An 18,032-nucleotide genomic window follows, 5' to 3' on the forward strand; every position below is an offset into this window, starting at 1 on the left:
GATAGGTTTAAAAGGTTAGCTGTATTCCCATAGTCACTACTTTGAGCGGCGGCAGGAAGCCATAGCTGGTAAATTCAGGATCTCCGTCTATGTACTTTGTAAAAGTGAGCAAGTTCTGCCCCTGAACCATAACTCTGCACTGCGTCTCCTTTAAGCCCAGAGGCAGATCATAGGAAAGGGAAATATTCTTAAGGCGTATATAGGAGGCATCCGTTACTGATGCTGTGCTCTCGTTATAGAGATAGGTGCCCATCAGGGCTGCGTAATTGTAGCCAGTGGTATAAATCTGGTAGGGAGCGATATCGCCAGGAGCGCTCCAGCTATTGCTTATCCTTTCCTGCTGGTTAGACATCATTCCGGCCGTTCCCATCGGATAGGTCCTGTTTTGCTGCTTTACAAACTGGAACAGAAAATCAAGCGTTACGCCTTTATAGGTAAACTGGTTTTGAAGCCCGCCGTAATACTGGGGATTCAGATCCACTGCATTCTGCCGGTCTTCAGGAAAAGTTATGGCACCGTCATTATTGAGATCCTCGAAGGCATATACGCCTGTCTGTGGATCAACTTCTTTAAAGCTGTACAGCAGTCTGATGTTCAATGGCTCTCCAATGCGGTACTGCTGGCTGTAGGCAGAACTTTCCAGACCCGGAAATTTGAGAAGCTTATTTTTGGCAAAGGTCAGATTCAGGTTTGTGGTCCAGTTAAAGCCATGGCCGCTAAAGTTAACCGTGCGGAGCGTAAATTCGAGTCCGCGGTTCTGCACCACTGCATCAAGATTTGCCTGATAGGAGGTAAAGCCTGTGGAGCCGGGCAGAGGAATTCCTGTCAGCTGATTGGAAGACCTGTTCTGGTACCATGCGGCAGTTGTGAAAATCCTATCCTTAAGAAATCCGAGCTCCAATGCCGCTTCAATTTTTCTATTGGTTTCCCATCCGAAGTCTGCGTTGAAGAGCCTGCTCGGAGCAAGTCCGGGTGTTCCGTTATACAATACTCCAGTGTTGGAATAGGTATCTAAAAACTGATAGTCTCCAATCTGGTCATTTCCTGTAGTTCCATAGCTTGTCCGTATTTTTCCGAAGCTCAGCCAGCTGTTGTCCTGCATAAAGGATTCATTTGAAAAAAGCCAAGCCAGTCCGGCTGCTCCAAAGCCAGCGAACTGTTTCCCGGGACCAAAACGGCTTGAGCCGTCACGGCGCGCCGTAAGATTTAGGATATAGCGCTGTTTGTAGTTGTAATTGACCCTGCCAAAAAAGGCCTGATATTTATAAAGGGTTTCATCGTTGAGCAGCACTCTTGTGGTTTTTGCCGCAGCCAGATTGTAAATAAGGCTGTTTGAAGTGAATCCCGTTCCCGACTGCTGGATGCGAAGGGACTGCTGGCTCTGGAATGTGGCTCCTAAAAGGATATCAATTATGGAAGTTTTTAGATCTTTTTTCCAGCTGATCTGCGGCTCTGCTATCCACGAGCTTCTGCTGACATCGTTGAGAAAGAGCGCTGATCTTTCACTGCTGACATTGTAGGCAGGATCATAAATGGTTGAAGGCACTATTCGCGTTTCATTATTGCTTAGATTGGTGTATCCCAGATTTGCTTTGGCGGAAAGCCCCTGAATTATTTCATAGGACAGCACGGCGCTGGCGGTAAGATCATTGGTTCTGGATTCGAATTTTGTATTTAGATTTCCCAGCGGATTGGTCCAGGTGCTGTTCTCCCAATTTAATGTTCCGTCAGCATTGTATAAGGCTGGCGCATTAGGGGGAAGGCTGCGGGCATCATAGGTGAGGTCAAATGATGGCTGGTCATTATCCTGAAGGGTGACTCCTGCCGAGAAGGCCAGTCGGAATTTCTGGTCATCCGAGATATGGCTTAAGCTGAACTGGCTACCTCCTTTCTTATATAGGAAAGTGCCGGGAAATACGGTAGACTCGGTGTGATAGGAACCGCTGAGCATAAACTGGGTGTTTTCTGATCCTCCTGATGCCGTTGCCTGAAGGTCGGTGATCTGGGCGGTGCCCCCAAGAAGCTCTTTCTGCCAGTCGGTGTAGCGGTTCTGATCCCAAGTGCCGTTGACATCATAATCCCAAGGAGAGTATGCTGTAATGCCGTCATTTTTAAATGCCTGCCTGCGCATGGAAAGGTACTGCTCGGTGTTCATGAGCTTCATGAATCTGGTGACTGTTCCTGCTCCTGTGGAGGCCGTTACGGTAAATTTTGTCCTTCCTGCTTTTCCTTTTTTTGTGGTGATCAGCACCACTCCATTGGCTCCTCTAGATCCGTAGATGGAGGTGGCATCGGCATCCTTTAGAACCTCAATGCTTTCAATGAAGTCTGGATTTATGCTATTTAAGGGGCTGGAAAGTGTTGGGAAAGTCAGGTTTGTTATGCCCGAACCGATTGGGTCTGAGGCATAGGGAACGCCGTCAATAATATATAGCGGCGCATTGGCTTCTGAACGCAGGCTGTTCTGTCCTCTGATCTTTATATCAAAGCCTCCTCCCGGGACGCCCGTTGTCTGGGTGATGCTGACTCCAGCCATGCGCCCCTGCATGGCAGCGAGCACATTGGTGACAGGCTGGGTTTCAATGTCTTTGGAGGTGATGCGGGAAATGCTTCCCGTGCGTTCGCTTTCCTTGACGCTATAATAGCCCGCATTGATTTTCACTTCCTGCAGAGTGGTGGTGTCATACTGCAGCTGGATGTCAATTCTGCTTCGCCCCTGGACAGGAATAAAGGCTTTTTTGAATCCGATGAAGGAAACGACTAGAGTGTCGTTGGCAGAGACGGAAAGCTGGTAATGGCCATTGTAGTCCGTAATCGCATTGCCTGCTGTTCTGCTTTTAATGGCGACGGTTACGCCGGGCAGAGGCGCAGTACCGTCCGTGACGGTTCCCTGAAGCTGATACTGCTGATTAGATGATTGGTAATTCCGTTTGGAATTTTTGGCGGATAGGGATGAAAAAGAAAGCAGCATGCCTGTAAAAATTAGGCAATAAAGAGCTTTTCCATCCTTGTAAAATGAAAAATAATTCATAATATTGGGATTGGTTAGTTAAATGGATATTTGATTGGCTACAGGCTCTCTATACTAGTTTGGCGACGAGGTAGAGAGCTTTTTTATGTTTGCTAAGTTGTATGCATAGGCATTAATATAAAGTTCGACATTTATGAAATGCGAAAATTTCAAATTGAAGATTTGCTGAGAATTGAAGAGAGTAAAAATAAAAGCGTGGAACTCATCTTACTGCGTTAGAGGTACTGGTATACCGTTGCAACAATAAGTGAGCCCACGCCATAAGACGTGAGCATCTTACTTATCATCTCGTTGCAAAATTACCAGTTTTCTAACGCGAGATTCAAAGCGAGTGCTTCAAATATTTTTATGAAGATTCGCAAATATATGTAATACAATGCAAATATAATAAAAAATAACAAATATGGACTATAGTCCATTGAAATTTAACAAATAATATTGGCTATTTGTATATCATGAATAATAACTTATCTGAAATAGAAAACTATATAATTGAAAGGGTTAGGACCATCCGAAAGGAAAAGGGCTTTACCCAAGAGCAATTATCTCTAAGACTGGATAAGGGCGTAGGTTTTATAGGGGATATTGAATCTTCCAAAAAAGCTAAGTATAATATTAAACACTTAAATGAAATTGCAAAAATTTTCGATTGTTCTCCGAAAGATTTTTGGCCGGATAAAGGGATTTAAATCTAACTATCAGTAATAAAGTAATATAAAAAAGCCCTTCAGATTTATTTGAAGGGCTTTTTTGAGTGAAGTGAAGATGAATTATTTTTTAGATTCTTCAATAGAAACTTTTCTAAACTCTTTTAAAAGCTTTTCAATTTCTAATGAAGATTTGCGAGCTCTTGCTCCAGCAGCTTTAACTCCTTTTTCTGCTAATGAATCAGATTCTGTTTTGAATGTTTCGATTTCAGCAGTGATTTTTGCTAGTAGGTCTTTCATAATGCCATTTTTTAATTACGGCGCAAATGTATATTTTTAATTTTATGATTTATAAAAAATATCTTTTTATTCCTGCGCTTTATTTATCTGCTCTATAAAGAAGTGCACAGGCATTCCTGTTCTGGCCTTAAATGCAAATACAAATGGCTGCGTGCTGCTGAAGCCGGCCTCCTCCGCTAATGCCGCATTTGAATAGAGCCTCATCATTTTATTTTCTTTCAGTTTCTGAATTATATAGTCTATTTTTAAATCATTGAAGTACTCTACGAATCTTTTATTTTTATAGGTCGATAAGATTTTTGAAAAATATTTTGAGTTGGTTCCCAGGGAAGAAGCTACGGCAGAAAGGCGCAGGTCTTTTTCCAGGAATTTCTTATCTGATATGAATTTTTCAAGCTCTTTGAGCACCGATTCCACTGTTTCTTGCGGTATGTCTACCATTTTTGTCTTCATGCCTTTGATCTGGCCGAAGCTTTGCAATTGCTCTGGAGGAGTTTTTTTCATCAGTTCGTCAAATTTCTTCCGGTAAAACTTTCTGTTTTTATAATGCCGCGCGGTAAGAAATATCGATAGAAGAAATAGTGCTGCAATTATCCCGATGCCGATTATATCATAATATTTTTCGCGTACGAGCTGATCCTTAATTTTCTCCTTTTCCAAAATAAGTTCTCTGGTGTCGTATTCCTTATGGATTTTCCCCGCTAGGTATTTATGGGTTTCAATAAGCATACGGTCAGCTTTTAATAGCTGGTCAATATAGTAAAGCTGGGATTTCAGGTCGCTTTTGCCTTTGTAATAATCAATGAGCAGCTCATAGACCTCACGCTGGTCGGGACGAAGAAAATTTTTCTCGATAAAAGTCCTGTCAACTTTTATAAGGTAGGGCAGAGCCTTATCTTTTTCTTTAAGTGCCCATAAGCTTTTTCCAATATAAAAATTGCCGACCGATTCATTGGCAAAATCCTTGTTCTCTCTAATAGCTGGAAGTGATGATTCAATATTGGAAACCGCCTTTCTGAAGTTAGATTTAAAATATTCATTAATGCCCTCAGAATGGATAAAGTACGCTTCCATATCGGAGTCTTTAAGCCTTTTTCCTTCAGCAATGCCCAGTGTATTCATTTCAGTGCATTCTCCATAATTTCCGATTCTATTGTAGCAGACTCCAAGCGAATGGATAGTGTTTAGGTAGGCTCTTGCGTTTTCAGCCTTAAAATAGGAGAGGCACTCACGGAATAGTGATATGGCCTCCTCGTAAAATCCAAGATAGTACTTGATTTGGGCTATCTGGTGCTTGACCTTGAAGGTCAGATAGCTGTCGTCGGTTTTTGAGATGTAGTGATTTGCGGTTATGTAATTGTTGTAAGCCTCCTCATATTTCTTCTGCCCATAATAGGCAATGCCTTTGGATAGGTATGCTGATCCTAAGAGTGCATCGTCTCCAGATTTGCCTGCGGCATACACCATGCTGTCTGCGTATACGATTCTTAAAGATTCAGGAGACTGGTGCAGTATATTCTGGTAGGCGTAGATAATTTCTTGCCAGTTCTGCTCATTTTTTGCCTTATTCAGGTATGCAGCCAGATATACTGCAGCATGGACGCTGTCTTTTCGAAGTTCATATATCCGGTCATCAAGATAGCTGTAGCTCTTGGATTTGAGGCTATCTGGAATCGGATGCTTTTGCGGCTGTGCAGAAATTGCAGTAAACAAAGAGAGAAAAAGGGAAAGGAAATAATGCTGCTTCATATGTTCATTTTTTTTGAGACGTTTCAATTGATGAATTAATCCTGAAAAATAATGGCAGCTACACAGGATCTGTTTTATATGGATGAATCAAAAATAATATAAACAATTGAAATTTAATGATTTATTCCTGTTAAAATGAATGTTGGATTCACGGAATCCAATATCCTAAATTCACGGAAAGCCACAGATACAGGCTTGCGGGGTCATATTTCTCGAAATAGCTTTGCCTTGAATTCAAAAGCAAAATGTCCAGCAGGGTGCTGGATAAAAGTTCTGCTTATCCGGATGAAATGAACTGAGAAGCAATTCTCATTCACTTTCAAAACCACTAACCATGAAAACAGTAGTATTATGTCTTACGATCACTTTTTTTACTGCATCCTGTTCAAACGATGAAATTCTAAATCAATCAGACAAAGGGCGGTTTGAGCAGATTTCTTATGATGTGCCGCAAGAAGCTCAAAATTTACGCAATCCTTTTGAAGAGACCGGGATCATTTTTTATAATGCGCTTACTGATTATGCTTCTCAAAATGGAGCCGCCGATTCTAAAGAGAAGCAGTCAGACCAGCTTCTATTTATTTGGGAGAATAGAAACGGCAAAAATAGGGAAGCCAAAAGCCTTATTACGCTGACACCTGAAATGATAGCAGCAATTCTTGCTGATCCGTATAGTAAACTGCTGGAGCTTATCGACAGTTCAGCCTTAAGCAGTCCAGTTAAGCTGAAACTCAATTATTATGTGGATGAGCTGGTAAGCAGACAGAATCAGGATTATGAAGATGTTCATGATTTTATCGTGTCCTATGAAGATGAGGTTATGGAAGATTCTGCAATAGATGAGGATGAAAAGGAAACAATTCTTAAAGTATCTGCTATTTCGAGATATTCTTTATATGAAGAAGCAAGAAACCGTGATCGGGATTGGGAAACTGCCGTGACAAATAAACCTATACAAAACGCACTGCATGGTGTTGAGCCCACATTAGCGGTTCTTGCTGCGTTTTTTAATACGCTCCATTAATAATCTGATTTACCTGTAAAATTAGCCATATGAAACTGCAGGCCGTTTTATTTATTATTCTGATGTCTTTTAATCTTTTAAGCCTTTATTTTATCCTGAATCTTTTTATCTGCAATGGCATCTTAGACTGTTGGATAAAAGAGCAGGATGGGAGAGGATATGCAAGAGGCCTGGCCTATCTGTTTTATATCACCGAACTTTTAAATCTTTATTTTTTATGCTATATAGTCATTAAAAAAGCATTCAGAGATTAGTTGAAGTGAACATGTTTTTAAAGCTTTTCCAATTGCAATGCAGCCGCTTATGCTTAATGATTTAATTAATACTGGATGCAGCAGAGAGTCTTCTGAAGCGGTACATATCTATATTGTTAAAAGGTATGCTGCCACGGTTTCAGAACGGGAGTTTTTTGCCGTAGAGAATCCTTCCGTTCTTTTAGTGAAGTCGGGAGGGCTGAAAATGCAGACAGAGGAAACAGTATTCGATTTAGGGGCTCGCGATCTGCTTTTTTTTTCGAAGAAGTCTTTTTGCAGGCTGATTGAGGTGAAAGAGAAACTGCAGTTTTCTTTAATGGTATTTTATTCGGAAAGGCTGTCCAGGGAAAATTTTAAATATCAGCAGACCTATCCTTTTTTGCATCCTAAAGGAAAAGAATTGATGAAAATCAGTTTAGAAGCAAGCGATTATCTGGTGCTCTCACTGATCTGCAGGCTGCTGCATGCGGAAGAAATGAATCGACCTGGCACCGATTTTGAATTGGAGCTTCAGCGCATCAGCACCAATCTGCTGCTGTTTGAACTCAAGCTTATCTACTCCAAGTATTTTGCTTATGGTGGACTTCACATTTCAAGGGCCGAAAAGCTGGCTGTGCAGTTTCTCACTGTGCTGTCCATCCACTGCAGAAAGCATCATACGGTGAAATTTTATGCCGGAGTGCTGTATGTCACTTCGGGCTATCTCAATAGGGTGGTGAAACAGGTTACTGGAAAACCGGCCAAGAAGATGATCACAGATGCAGTTTTGGCTGAAGCTGTAAACCTTCTGGAGGATTCTGTCTTTACCATTTCCGAGATAGCAGAAGAGCTGCAGTTCAGCTCGCCGTCTGCATTTGATATCTTTTTTAAAAAATTAATGTCCTGCACGCCGTCAGAATACCGTGCAGAAGCTGCCGAGAGATTTAAGAGTCGTTAGTCCCTATTAACTGCAATTAAAACATGAAAATGATGAAGAGCAAATATCCTTTAGAATGGCTGGATAATCTGATATTGGAACGCCTTAATCCCAATAGGGCAGATCTTAGCCAAATGTCAGAAGATGAACTGGCTGCAATTTCAGAAGATGCGGCAAAAGAATCTAAGCAGATTCAGGTTCGGATTAAAAATGAAATATTTGCCCTTAGGCGAAAGAGGCAGATCCGCCTTCTGGTCCGAAAGTACCATTCGACATTAATTTTTCTATTGGATAGGATGTCAGACAGCCAGAAAAGCATCATATTCCAATCGGCTCTTATCTCAAAATGCGGGGAAGCGGTCATTGGATGTCTGGATGGGCTGCTGTCATTTTTGGAGCAGCGCTATTCGGGCTATCTGAGTCTGGATGAAAAAGTCCCGATCACCTATCTATTGGTTTCCCGCAAGGAGCTGCAGCTGAAATTAAACAGCCTTCAGAAGCGCAGATCTAATAGCGAAGAAATGCAGGAGGCATTAAAAGTGGTGGCTCAGGAACTGGGCGAAGCGCTGTCACTGCAGAGCAGAAGCAGGGTCACTTTCCGTCAGGTGCTCTATGAGCGAACCCTGCTAAATGGGCTCGCAGAGACTGAGTGCTTGGAAGAAGGCCTATTCTCTGCGCTTGACCGGAAGCTGATCGGCTTGAATTTTAACAGCCCGGCCTATATCAGTCTGCTGGAAAGGCGCATAGTGTCTAAAATGGAGGCGAAGGAAAACTTTTCCGAAAAGGCCATTCTGCTGAGTCTGTATTTTAAGGAGTTCAGCCAGATCTATTGCAGCGATAAGCTTTTTTTTAATGCAGGGCTGCAGCCTGTTAAAACCGTTTTGGAGAATTGGTTCAAGCATGAGCTTGGCTATTTGGAGAAGCAGGCTGAACTTGCGATTGTTCTGAATGCAGAATTGAGTTCCGAGGAGAGGCATAAATATAAGCTGGAGTGCGATCTGTCTGCAGATCAGATCGCAATTATCCTTCGTGCTGCAGATGAAGCGCGCATTGTCAAGTCCAGATCCATGAGTCTGGTCTTTCAGAGGATAGTGCCCCATCTCTCAACGGCCTTTAAAAAGGACTTGTCCTACCAGTCGGTTCGAAGCAAATCCTACAATGCGGAAGAGAACGATAAAAACATAGCCATACTGACTCTGGAGAAGATGATCAGAAAGATCAGATCGTACTGATTTTTTAATTGCCTGACATTTAATGCTGTTTTTCTGAAACAAAACAGGCTCTGTATCGACTAAGTATTTAAGAAAGGGTTTTAGATCCTTTTGCTGTTAACTGTAAATACCATTAAAACTAAAACTATGATGACCTTAATTGCCATATTCTTTCCCTCGCTGTCTTTTCTTCTCAGAGGAAAGCTTCTGACCGCGCTGCTGTGCCTTATTCTTCAGATTACGCTGATCGGTTGGATTCCCGCAGCCATATGGGCGGTGGTATCGCTCCAGAATTCAAGTGCGGACAGAAGAAACGCTAAGCTTATTAAAGCAGTTAGAACTAGATAAGCTGATTATACCAATGGAGCCTCTGAAAGCGTGGGATGTTTTCAGGGGCTTTTCGCGTGCGGCTGCTCTGTATGCCTGAATGAATTTGCGGCAAGATGCTATCTGATAGTTTATAGCCGTTAGATGATATAATAGATAGACCTAATTTTTGCGGCAAAAAAGGTATTGGCCCTGCCTTCCATTGGGCTTCAGACTGCAAAAAGGATCAGGTGAAACAAGCTGGAGATTGGATCGCGCCTGTACCGGAACAAAAGCATTTGGGCTTATATATAAAGCCGTGCAAAAATAATATTTAACACAAAAAAAGCTATATTCGTACTCTCAAGTTATTAGAAGATCTGATTCAATTAACCTTAAAAATTATGATGAAAAAATTACTGTTTTTTATTCTGCTTCCTTTATTGGGTATGGGGCAGGTGCAAATTGGAGATGATATTTATGGAGAGCCCACTGCACGCCATAGCGGCAGCAGCATTTCGCTTTCCAGCAATGGCAGGACCCTTGCCATCGGATCTCCCGGCACTGACAATAGGGGGAATGAAACAGGATCTGTCAATGTCTATAAATACGATTCGGGCAGCTGGGGAAGGATAGGATACGAAATTCATGGAGTGGCGGCCGGAGATTATAGCGGCCGCAGCGTTTCCCTTTCCGGCGATGGCTATTCTCTTGCCGTTGGATCTCCGGGGAATGATCTGGGGGGAGCCGATGCGGGACTGGTCAGGCTGTATTACTATGTTTCCGGCTGGTGGCAGCAGATAGGATCCGATTTTTATGGAGAATCGGCCGGGGATAATAGCGGCAGCAGCATTTCCTTTTCCGGCAATGGCAATATCATTGCCATTGGATCTCCGGGAAATGACGCAAATGGAACCGATGCGGGATCTGTAAGGGTATATGAGAGCGTTGCCGGAGTCTGGACACAGGTGGGAGCCGATATTGATGGGGAAGCGGCTGGAGATGCCAGCGGCTCAAGCGTTTCCCTTTCCAGCGATGGCAGCACTGTGACTATCGGATCTCCCGGAAATGATGGAAATGGAACCGATTCAGGATCGGTTCGGGTGTATAAGAATGTTGCGGGAACCTGGACCAAGATTGGAGCCGATATAGATGGAGAAGCAGGAGGAGATAATAGCGGCGGCAGCGTTTCCCTTTCCAGCGATGGCAATACTGTGGCTATTGGAGCCTCGGGAAATGATGGGAATGGAGCTGATGCGGGATCAGTTCGGGTGTATCAGAATGCATCCGGCACCTGGACAAAAATAGGAGTGGATATCGATGGCGAATCGGCTGGAGACAGCAGCGGCAAAAGCATTTCCCTTTCAAGCGATGGTTCTATGCTAATAATTGGATCGCCTTTAAATAGCGGAAATGGAGCTGATGCGGGATCAGTTCGGGTGTATCAGAATGTATCGGGAACCTGGACAAAAATGGGGGCAGATATGGATGGAGTGGCGGCCGGCGATAATCTGGGCGCTAGCGTTTTCCTTTCGGGAGATGGCGCCACCCTTGCAGCCGGAGCTCCATATAATGATGGAAACGGACCTGGTGCGGGGGCAGTTTCGCTGTACGAGAATGTATCGGGCACCTGGACAAAAATGGGAAATGATATAAAAGGAGACCCATCTGAAGGCATGGTCGGCGTCAGCGCTTCCATTTCTGATGATGGCACCATCATTGCCGTAGGAGATTGGCTAAATGAGGCAAACGCAGGCGGATACCACACAGGATCGGCTAGGGTCTATAAAAATCTATCCGGCATCTGGACGCAGATAGGAGATGATATAGACGGGGAAAAAATAGGCGACTATTTGGGCTACAGCCTTTCCCTTTCGGGCAATGGCGCCATTCTGGCTGTTGGAGCTTATGCAAATGACGCCAGCGGGGACCAGGCTGGATCAGTTCGCGTCTATCAGAATGCATCTGGCGCCTGGACACAGATAGGGGACGATATTGATGGGGAAGCGGCTGGAGATAATTTTGGCATTTGTGTTTCCCTTTCCGGTGATGGCACTGTCGTGGCTATCGCAGCTCCTTATAATGATGCAAAGGGAGATGCTACAGGATCGGTTCGTGTGTATAAAAATGTGTCTGGCACTTGGACAAAAATAGGAGGGGATATAGATGGAGAAGCAGCCGGGGATTATAGCGGCAATAGCATTTCCCTTTCCAGTGATGGAAATACTTTAGCTATTGGAGCCTATCTAAACAGCGGCAGCGGAACTTATGCGGGATCAGTGCGTGTCTATCAGAATGTATCTGGTGTCTGGACGCAGATAGGTGCCGATATAGATGGGAAATCAGCCAGAGACAGAAGCGGTACGAGCGTATCCCTCTCTGGCGATGGGACAATTCTTGCCATTGGAGCTCCCGGAAATCTTGGAGACGGATCCTATAACGGATATGTCCGCGTGTATAAAAACGTTTCGGGAACCTGGACACAGTTGGGGGCCGATATAATTGGAGAAGCATTTTCCGATGAGAGCGGCTTTAGCGTCTCCCTTTCCAGTGACGGCAGCATTCTGGCGATTGGAGCCCATTACAATGATGGAAAAGGAGACCGTTCCGGATCGGTTCGTGTGTATAAAAATGTATCTGGCGCCTGGATAAAAATAGGATCCGATATAGATGGGGAAGCGCCTGGAGATGAAAGCGGCCATATTGTCTCTCTGTCTGGAGATGGCAGTGCGCTGGCCATTGGAGCCCCTTATAATGGCACAAACGGCCATGTCCGCGTCTATGGCCTATCGCCTGTTTTGAGTTCAGACAGTTTTGTTCTGGGCAGTTTTTCAGTTTATCCAAATCCAGCATCAGAGGCTGTAACCATTAGTTTGGAAGATGGTTTGGCATTGGAGGAAATAAATGTCTACAATGCTTTAGGGCAATTGGTGAAAACAGAAAAGAAGGCTGTTATTACTGTCAATTCTCTGGCAAAAGGAATATATTTTTTTCAGGTGATCACCAGTCAGGGAAAAGCCACCAAAAAGGTCATTATAAACTAGCCGCATTTAAAAGCCAGTACTAAGAATAATGCACGGGGCTTTCGCATTTGGAATAGCTTTGCTTTCTTTTTTTAAATTCACCGAAAAGAGGCAGTGCTGCAGATAAGGCGTTTTTATGGAATAGTGCCGTAACGGACTGAAAAAGAATATGAAAATTAATTATCCAATAGTAAAAGAGACGGCCTACTGGCCGTCTCTTTCGTTTTTGGTCTTTATAAGCTTTAAAAAGGCTTTTGCCGGTTCTGCCGCATCTATTTAATAGATATTGAAGGAATTTCAAAATCAGACGATAGCCAAAATTATTGTGGATCTGCATTGTAATGCAGGAGGAGATGTTTCTTCCTTAATTTTTTGCGTTAAAAAGGTATCCACTTCAAGCTGAAATTTCTTTAAAATTTGCCTCAGCTTTTTGTGGCGGAAAAATGTATCAAGTCCATTTGCCGTATGTAAAAAATAATGATTTCAATCATTATTTTTTACATACATATAGATGACTATAATTTACTGCTGTTATATATTTTCTATTGCACCTTAAAAAAAGACCTTTGAAGTTAAATATTATAACTATTAAGAATATTTTACTCCTTTACGATCTTGGAACTATGCCAGTAAATCAATCAAATTTGCAATCGTTATAAAAGACGCTTCTATTTAAGATGTTGATAGGCTTTTTGGGGGAAGCTTATGATTCCTTTTGCTCCATCCTTGCGAGATTGAATTGAATCAATATCAATAATCTAAAAGCCGCTGTTTTGGTAAAACTGACGGTCTGAATAGATATAGAAATTCAATTGCTGGCTTACAGGCCAGTGATTGAAACTATAGATAATTTACGGATGCCGTCTGGGTCTCTGAGAAAGCATGTTTTTACCTCTTGCCCTCTCTTGGCAAGTGGGATGTTTATAACTTTTAAAGGCATAAATATAAATAAATTTTTAGTGTGCAATTATAAATTTACTTTAATCATGGAGATAAATCCTATAAATAAAATATCTTTTTTTATGACTGTAAGCTCAAATTCACCTCCTGTTTTTTTGTCAAAGTATAATTTACTCTCCTAATTTCAGCGAAAATGCAATCAATAGCTTAAGATTATTTTAGAGTAACATCCAGCAAATTTATTTACCCACTTAGTACTTATTTAAATTATACGATATGAAAAAAAAATACTCATTAAATTTTATGCTTTTAATTTCTTTTGTGCTATCAGGCTTTCTAAATGCCCATTCTGTTTTGGGCGGCCCTGTATTTCAAAACAGCAGCCACTCTATATTATATTGCAAGAGTATTCCCGCAGTTGAAAGGCACCGAGTATGGCTTAATCTGACTAATAATGAAGGGCTTTTTAAGCAGCTTTTGATTGGCTACATGCAGGGGGCAACCAATGGTTATGATTACAATTACGATGCCGTTTCCATGGATGCAAATAAATATGCGGATTTTTACAGCATTAACGAAGGAAAGAAGCTGGTGATTCAAGGACGCGGCCTGCCGTTTCTTCTTAGCGATACGGTTCCTCTTGGCTACAGGTCTGAAATTGTCGGAGATTTAAGCATTTCAATTGATCATGCAGATGGCGATTTAGCTGATCAGGATATTTATCTGGAGGATAAAATGACCGGTGCTATACATAATTTGAAAAAAAGTGTTTATACATTTTCAACAGAAAAAGGAACTTTTGCAGATCGTTTTATTATTCGCTATGCTGCCAAGGTAAATTTAGGAAATGCCCAATTTGAGGATAATCCCGAAAATCTAATAGTTGTTTCAAAAAATAAAGTGATCACATTAAAATCTTACGGGAACGCCGTGGAGCAGGTTTCAATTTATGATGCGGCAGGGAGGCTCATTTACAATATTCCGCAGATAAAAACATTTGATTTAGAGATTGATGGCATCCAATCCGGCCCTCAGGTACTGCTGATTAGGGTATTTTTTGAAGATGGGAGCAAAACATCAAAAAAAATAATATTTTAATTTCACATCATAATTATATCTTTCCAGCGGCAGTTTTTTTTTAAATTCTGCCGCTTTTTTTAAATAGGGCATTAAAATATCATAAAAATGCCAATAGGCGATAAGATCGGAAGTGTCTACGAATTGAAAAATTGCACTCAGAAAGCCATTTTTAAATGGGATTTCATTATCTGCAATTGAAAAGCAATTGAAATTGATTTTTCTTCAGCATGTAAAGAATGCATCTGTTTTCCAATAATAGATTAATGCATGCTTTGATCTTTTTTTATTTTTATCAGTCAGCAATTGGCTGTATCGGATTTTTGAAAATCAAATGGATGAAAAAATACTGCTATTTTTTATTTCTAAATATACTTTTTAGTATATTTATGCCCTAATTGATTAGTAATGCTTAGTAAGGCTGAAAGAACAAAACAATTTATACTCGAAACTGCGGTGCCCCTTTATAATGAAAAAGGCATCTCGGGAGTCAATATTGATGATATCCTGGAAGCCACCAAACTTACAAAGGGCTGCCTTTACGGCCATTTTGAAAATAAAGAAGATCTGTCAGAGCAGGTTATTGATTTGTCGCTGAAAATGATTTCAGACAGAATCAGAGCGGCAGTTTATCAGGCAAAAACAGTTAAAGGCAAAGTGTCTGCATTTCTGGATTTTTATAAGGACCCAATTGAAACCTATATTTCGGGTGGCTGCCCGATACTTAATACTGCCGTAGAAGCAGATGATAATTATCCGCTTATAAAAGAGAAAGTTGCTAAAGTATTTAGAACCGGTCAGCAGGAATTGGCAGGTTTGCTTCAGGAAGGGATAAATATAGGGGAGTTTAGCGCTAAACTTGATCCTGCTGTCTTTGCGTTTAAATTAGTCGCATCGGTTGAAGGCGGTATCGTAATGTGCAGGGTTATGGGGACGGCAAAACCAATGCAGGGACTTGTCAAAAGCCTAAAGTCTGAATTGGAACAATATGCAGTATAATTTTTTTTTGATTTAAAATATACCAAAAAGTATATTTTAAAATAGACTAAAAAGTCTAAAAAAAGGAATTTGTTAGTTTGATAGCTAAAGAATAAAAAATAATTTAAATAGAAATACTAATGAAAACAGCAGGGAATACAATATTCATAAGCGGCGGAAGTGTTGGAATAGGATTGGCAATTGCTAAAAAATTAAGCAGGTCAGGCAATAGGATAATAATTAATGGGCGCAGTGAGGAACGTCTGCAGAGCGCTTTAAAACAATTGGATAATGCAGCAGCGATACAAGGCGATTTATCTGAAGAAGCCGATAGGATTCGAATTGCAAAACAATTAAAAGAAGATTACCCGGAAGTAAATTTAATCATTAACAATGCCGGGGCAGCGTTTAGTTATCTTTTGAATGAAACTTTAAATGCCCACCAAAAAGCCGCTATAGAAATGAATACCAACTATTTGAGCGTAATTCATTTTACGGAGCTTTTACTGCCCCACTTATTGCAGAAAGCAGAATCTGCTGTAGTTAATATTTCCTCTATTGCAGTGTTTGGAAGCCATAAATTGCTTCCAACTTATGGAGCAACCAAAGCGGCACTGCATAGCTATACTGCTGCACTTCGATCTACTTATGAAGAAGAGAAAAATCTTCAAATCTATGAAGTCTATCCGCCATTGGTAAATACTGAATTTTCAGCCGAGATAGGAGGGGTAAACGGCATTTCGCCGGATGAAGTTGCAGATGAATTGTTTTTGGCTCTTGATAAAAATCAGTTTGATGTTCCGGTTGGTGATTCTAAACAATTCTTTAAATAAATCATTATGGACATAAAGGGCAGAACAATATTGATCACAGGAGGGGCTTCCGGTATTGGGTTTGAAGCGGCTAAGCAGTTTTTGGCAATCGGGGCTAAAGTGATCATTACGGGAAGAAATCAAGCCAAATTAGATGCCGCTAAAAAGGCATATCCTGCGATCACAGCAATTCAAAGCGATGCGGCAGATAAAGAAGATGCAAAATTTCTTTTCAGCAGAGTAAGAGAATTGGGTGGCATTGATATTTTGTATAATAATGCCGCGGTACTGGTGCCACCGTCAAATTTAGGCATTGCAGACGACAGGCATGCCGAAGGCGCCGCCTACGAAATGGAAGTGAATTATCTGGGGGTGATAAGGCTCAATAACCTGTTTATGGACATGCTGCAATCAAGAAAAGAAGCGGCGATAATAAATACGACATCAATATTGAGCCAGGCTCCGTCATTGATTGAAGCCACCTATTCTTCGTCTAAAACGGCACTGGCTTTTTATACGGTGTCGCTTCGAGAGCATTTGAAGATAATTGGAAGCAATGTAAAAGTATTTGAACTGATCCCACCGCTTGTTGCTACAGAAATGACTGCAGACCGGAAAGATAAAAAAATATCTGCCGAAGAAATGGTAAAAGGGCTTATCGAGGGGCTTCAAAAGGAAAATTACACAATCCGCGTAGGGGATGCGAAACTATTCAGCCTAATTAACAGGTTTTTTCCAAAAACAGCCTATAGATTGATTAATCCGAAGAAAAGCCATCAACTTTTAAAAAATTAATATGAAAGCATTTGTAATAAATAAATATGGTAAAGGAGCGCTCGAGTTTGCAGATGTTGCAGCTCCTGATGTGGGCAGCAATGATGTTTTGATTGAAGTTTATGCCGCAGGCTTAAATTTACTGGATTCAAAAATAAAAACAGGAGAATTTAAATTGATGCTTCCCTATAGGCTGCCTTTGATTCTGGGGCATGATGTGGCGGGTATTGTTATCAAAGCAGGCAAAAATGTCAGAAAATTTAAAGTTGGCGACCAGGTATATTCCCGCCCTGCGGATTACCATATAGGAACCTTTGCCGAGTATATTGCTGTCAATGAAAAAGATGTGGCACTTAAGCCCAAAAACATTTCTATGAACCAGGCGGCTTCTATTCCATTGGTGGCACTAACGGCATGGCAGGCACTGGTGGAGCGTGCCGATTTGAAAAAGGGGCAGAAAGTATTTATTCAGGCAGGCTCAGGAGGTGTTGGAACCATAGCGATACAGCTGGCAAAGCACTTAGGTGCAGTGGTTGCCACTACAGCAAGCGCAAAAAGTTTTGAACTGCTTAAAAATCTTGGAGCAGATTTGCTGATCGATTACAAAACCAATTATTTTGAGCATATGCTTAAAGATTATGATGCTGTGTTAAACAGCCAGGATCAAAAAACACTTGAAAAATCATTAAACGTTTTAAAGCCCCAAGGAAAGGCTATCTCTATTTCAGGACCGCCGACGCCTGAATTTGCCAGAGAAATGGGACTGCCCTGGTATTTCAAAATCATTATGTCGCTGCTTAGTTTTGGCATAAGGAGAAAAGCCCAAAAAAAGCACGTTGATTTTAGCTTTCTATTTATGAGGGCTGAAGGAAAGCAGCTGCAGGAAATTGCGGCTCTTATTGAAGCTGGCATTATCAGACCCACAGTAGATAGAGTGTTTGCTTTTGAGCAGACTAATGAGGCCTTGCAGTATGTAGAAAGCGGCCGTGCGAAAGGTAAGGTTGTAATAGAAGTAAAGAGTGGGAAATAG

General features: G+C 41.6%; 14 protein-coding genes. 11 read left to right on the top strand and 3 right to left on the bottom strand.

Annotated elements, in window-relative coordinates:
- Positions 1–7: 7 nt before the first annotated feature.
- Positions 8–3,031 carry a SusC/RagA family TonB-linked outer membrane protein gene (locus DM444_RS20235; protein WP_111290000.1) on the bottom strand — a complete coding sequence of 1,008 codons (3,024 nt, stop codon included), beginning with the start codon at positions 3,029–3,031 and terminating at the stop codon, positions 8–10.
- A gap of 455 nt (positions 3,032–3,486) precedes the next feature.
- Between DM444_RS20235 and DM444_RS20240 the strand changes: the two genes are divergently transcribed.
- A complete protein-coding gene (locus DM444_RS20240) occupies positions 3,487–3,720 on the top strand; it encodes a helix-turn-helix domain-containing protein (protein WP_111290002.1) in 234 nt (77 codons plus the stop codon).
- 81 nt (positions 3,721–3,801) lie between these two features.
- On the opposite strand, the gene DM444_RS20245 is transcribed toward DM444_RS20240, so the two are convergent.
- Both DM444_RS20245 and DM444_RS20250 read right to left on the bottom strand, forming a co-directional pair.
- Positions 3,802–3,978 (bottom strand): histone H1, encoded by a 177-nt coding sequence (locus tag DM444_RS20245; protein WP_111290004.1) that lies wholly within the window; start codon positions 3,976–3,978, stop codon positions 3,802–3,804.
- A 66-nt stretch (positions 3,979–4,044) separates the two neighbouring features.
- Positions 4,045–5,727: an AraC family transcriptional regulator gene (locus DM444_RS20250; RefSeq protein WP_111290169.1), complete on the bottom strand. Its 1,683-nt coding sequence runs from the start codon at positions 5,725–5,727 to the stop codon at positions 4,045–4,047.
- A gap of 334 nt (positions 5,728–6,061) precedes the next feature.
- Between DM444_RS20250 and DM444_RS20255 the strand changes: the two genes are divergently transcribed.
- The 10 genes from DM444_RS20255 (at position 6,062) to DM444_RS20300 (ending at position 18,032) form a co-directional block, all read left to right on the top strand.
- Positions 6,062–6,751, top strand: coding sequence for a hypothetical protein (locus DM444_RS20255; RefSeq protein ID WP_111290006.1), 690 nt, complete (start codon positions 6,062–6,064; stop codon positions 6,749–6,751).
- Between the two features lie 303 nt (positions 6,752–7,054).
- A complete protein-coding gene (locus DM444_RS20260; RefSeq protein WP_162615015.1) occupies positions 7,055–7,942 on the top strand; it encodes a helix-turn-helix domain-containing protein in 888 nt (295 codons plus the stop codon).
- 29 nt (positions 7,943–7,971) lie between these two features.
- Positions 7,972–9,153 (top strand): hypothetical protein, encoded by a 1,182-nt coding sequence (locus DM444_RS20265; protein ID WP_162615016.1) that lies wholly within the window; start codon positions 7,972–7,974, stop codon positions 9,151–9,153.
- Positions 9,154–9,282: 129 nt separating this feature from the next.
- A complete protein-coding gene (locus DM444_RS20270) occupies positions 9,283–9,480 on the top strand; it encodes a YqaE/Pmp3 family membrane protein (protein ID WP_111290171.1) in 198 nt (65 codons plus the stop codon).
- Between the two features lie 362 nt (positions 9,481–9,842).
- Positions 9,843–12,482 carry a T9SS type A sorting domain-containing protein gene (locus DM444_RS20275; RefSeq protein ID WP_111290012.1) on the top strand — a complete coding sequence of 880 codons (2,640 nt, stop codon included), beginning with the start codon at positions 9,843–9,845 and terminating at the stop codon, positions 12,480–12,482.
- Positions 12,483–13,637: 1,155 nt separating this feature from the next.
- Positions 13,638–14,459: a T9SS sorting signal type C domain-containing protein gene (locus DM444_RS20280; protein ID WP_111290014.1), complete on the top strand. Its 822-nt coding sequence runs from the start codon at positions 13,638–13,640 to the stop codon at positions 14,457–14,459.
- Between the two features lie 387 nt (positions 14,460–14,846).
- Entirely contained in the window at positions 14,847–15,437 is a 591-nt protein-coding gene (locus DM444_RS20285; protein ID WP_111290016.1) for a TetR/AcrR family transcriptional regulator, read from the top strand.
- A 119-nt stretch (positions 15,438–15,556) separates the two neighbouring features.
- Positions 15,557–16,249 (top strand): SDR family oxidoreductase, encoded by a 693-nt coding sequence (locus tag DM444_RS20290; RefSeq protein WP_111290018.1) that lies wholly within the window; start codon positions 15,557–15,559, stop codon positions 16,247–16,249.
- A 6-nt stretch (positions 16,250–16,255) separates the two neighbouring features.
- On the top strand, positions 16,256–17,023 hold the full coding sequence (locus DM444_RS20295; RefSeq protein WP_111290020.1) for an SDR family oxidoreductase: 768 nt from the start codon (positions 16,256–16,258) through the stop codon (positions 17,021–17,023).
- A gap of 1 nt (position 17,024) precedes the next feature.
- Entirely contained in the window at positions 17,025–18,032 is a 1,008-nt protein-coding gene (locus tag DM444_RS20300; protein ID WP_111290021.1) for an NADP-dependent oxidoreductase, read from the top strand.

The sequence above is a fragment of the Flavobacterium ginsenosidimutans genome, from assembly GCF_003254625.1.
In the GTDB taxonomy this organism is placed as follows: Bacteria; Bacteroidota; Bacteroidia; order Flavobacteriales; family Flavobacteriaceae; genus Flavobacterium; species Flavobacterium ginsenosidimutans.

Coding starts and splice junctions, on each gene's coding strand:
- DM444_RS20235 (WP_111290000.1), bottom strand. CDS start 3,031: ATGAATTATTTTTCATTTTACAAGGATGGAAAAGCTCTTTATTGCCTA.
- DM444_RS20240 (WP_111290002.1), top strand. CDS start 3,487: ATGAATAATAACTTATCTGAAATAGAAAACTATATAATTGAAAGGGTT.
- DM444_RS20245 (WP_111290004.1), bottom strand. CDS start 3,978: ATGAAAGACCTACTAGCAAAAATCACTGCTGAAATCGAAACATTCAAA.
- DM444_RS20250 (WP_111290169.1), bottom strand. CDS start 5,727: ATGAAGCAGCATTATTTCCTTTCCCTTTTTCTCTCTTTGTTTACTGCA.
- DM444_RS20255 (WP_111290006.1), top strand. CDS start 6,062: ATGAAAACAGTAGTATTATGTCTTACGATCACTTTTTTTACTGCATCC.
- DM444_RS20260 (WP_162615015.1), top strand. CDS start 7,055: ATGCTTAATGATTTAATTAATACTGGATGCAGCAGAGAGTCTTCTGAA.
- DM444_RS20265 (WP_162615016.1), top strand. CDS start 7,972: ATGATGAAGAGCAAATATCCTTTAGAATGGCTGGATAATCTGATATTG.
- DM444_RS20270 (WP_111290171.1), top strand. CDS start 9,283: ATGACCTTAATTGCCATATTCTTTCCCTCGCTGTCTTTTCTTCTCAGA.
- DM444_RS20275 (WP_111290012.1), top strand. CDS start 9,843: ATGATGAAAAAATTACTGTTTTTTATTCTGCTTCCTTTATTGGGTATG.
- DM444_RS20280 (WP_111290014.1), top strand. CDS start 13,638: ATGAAAAAAAAATACTCATTAAATTTTATGCTTTTAATTTCTTTTGTG.
- DM444_RS20285 (WP_111290016.1), top strand. CDS start 14,847: ATGCTTAGTAAGGCTGAAAGAACAAAACAATTTATACTCGAAACTGCG.
- DM444_RS20290 (WP_111290018.1), top strand. CDS start 15,557: ATGAAAACAGCAGGGAATACAATATTCATAAGCGGCGGAAGTGTTGGA.
- DM444_RS20295 (WP_111290020.1), top strand. CDS start 16,256: ATGGACATAAAGGGCAGAACAATATTGATCACAGGAGGGGCTTCCGGT.
- DM444_RS20300 (WP_111290021.1), top strand. CDS start 17,025: ATGAAAGCATTTGTAATAAATAAATATGGTAAAGGAGCGCTCGAGTTT.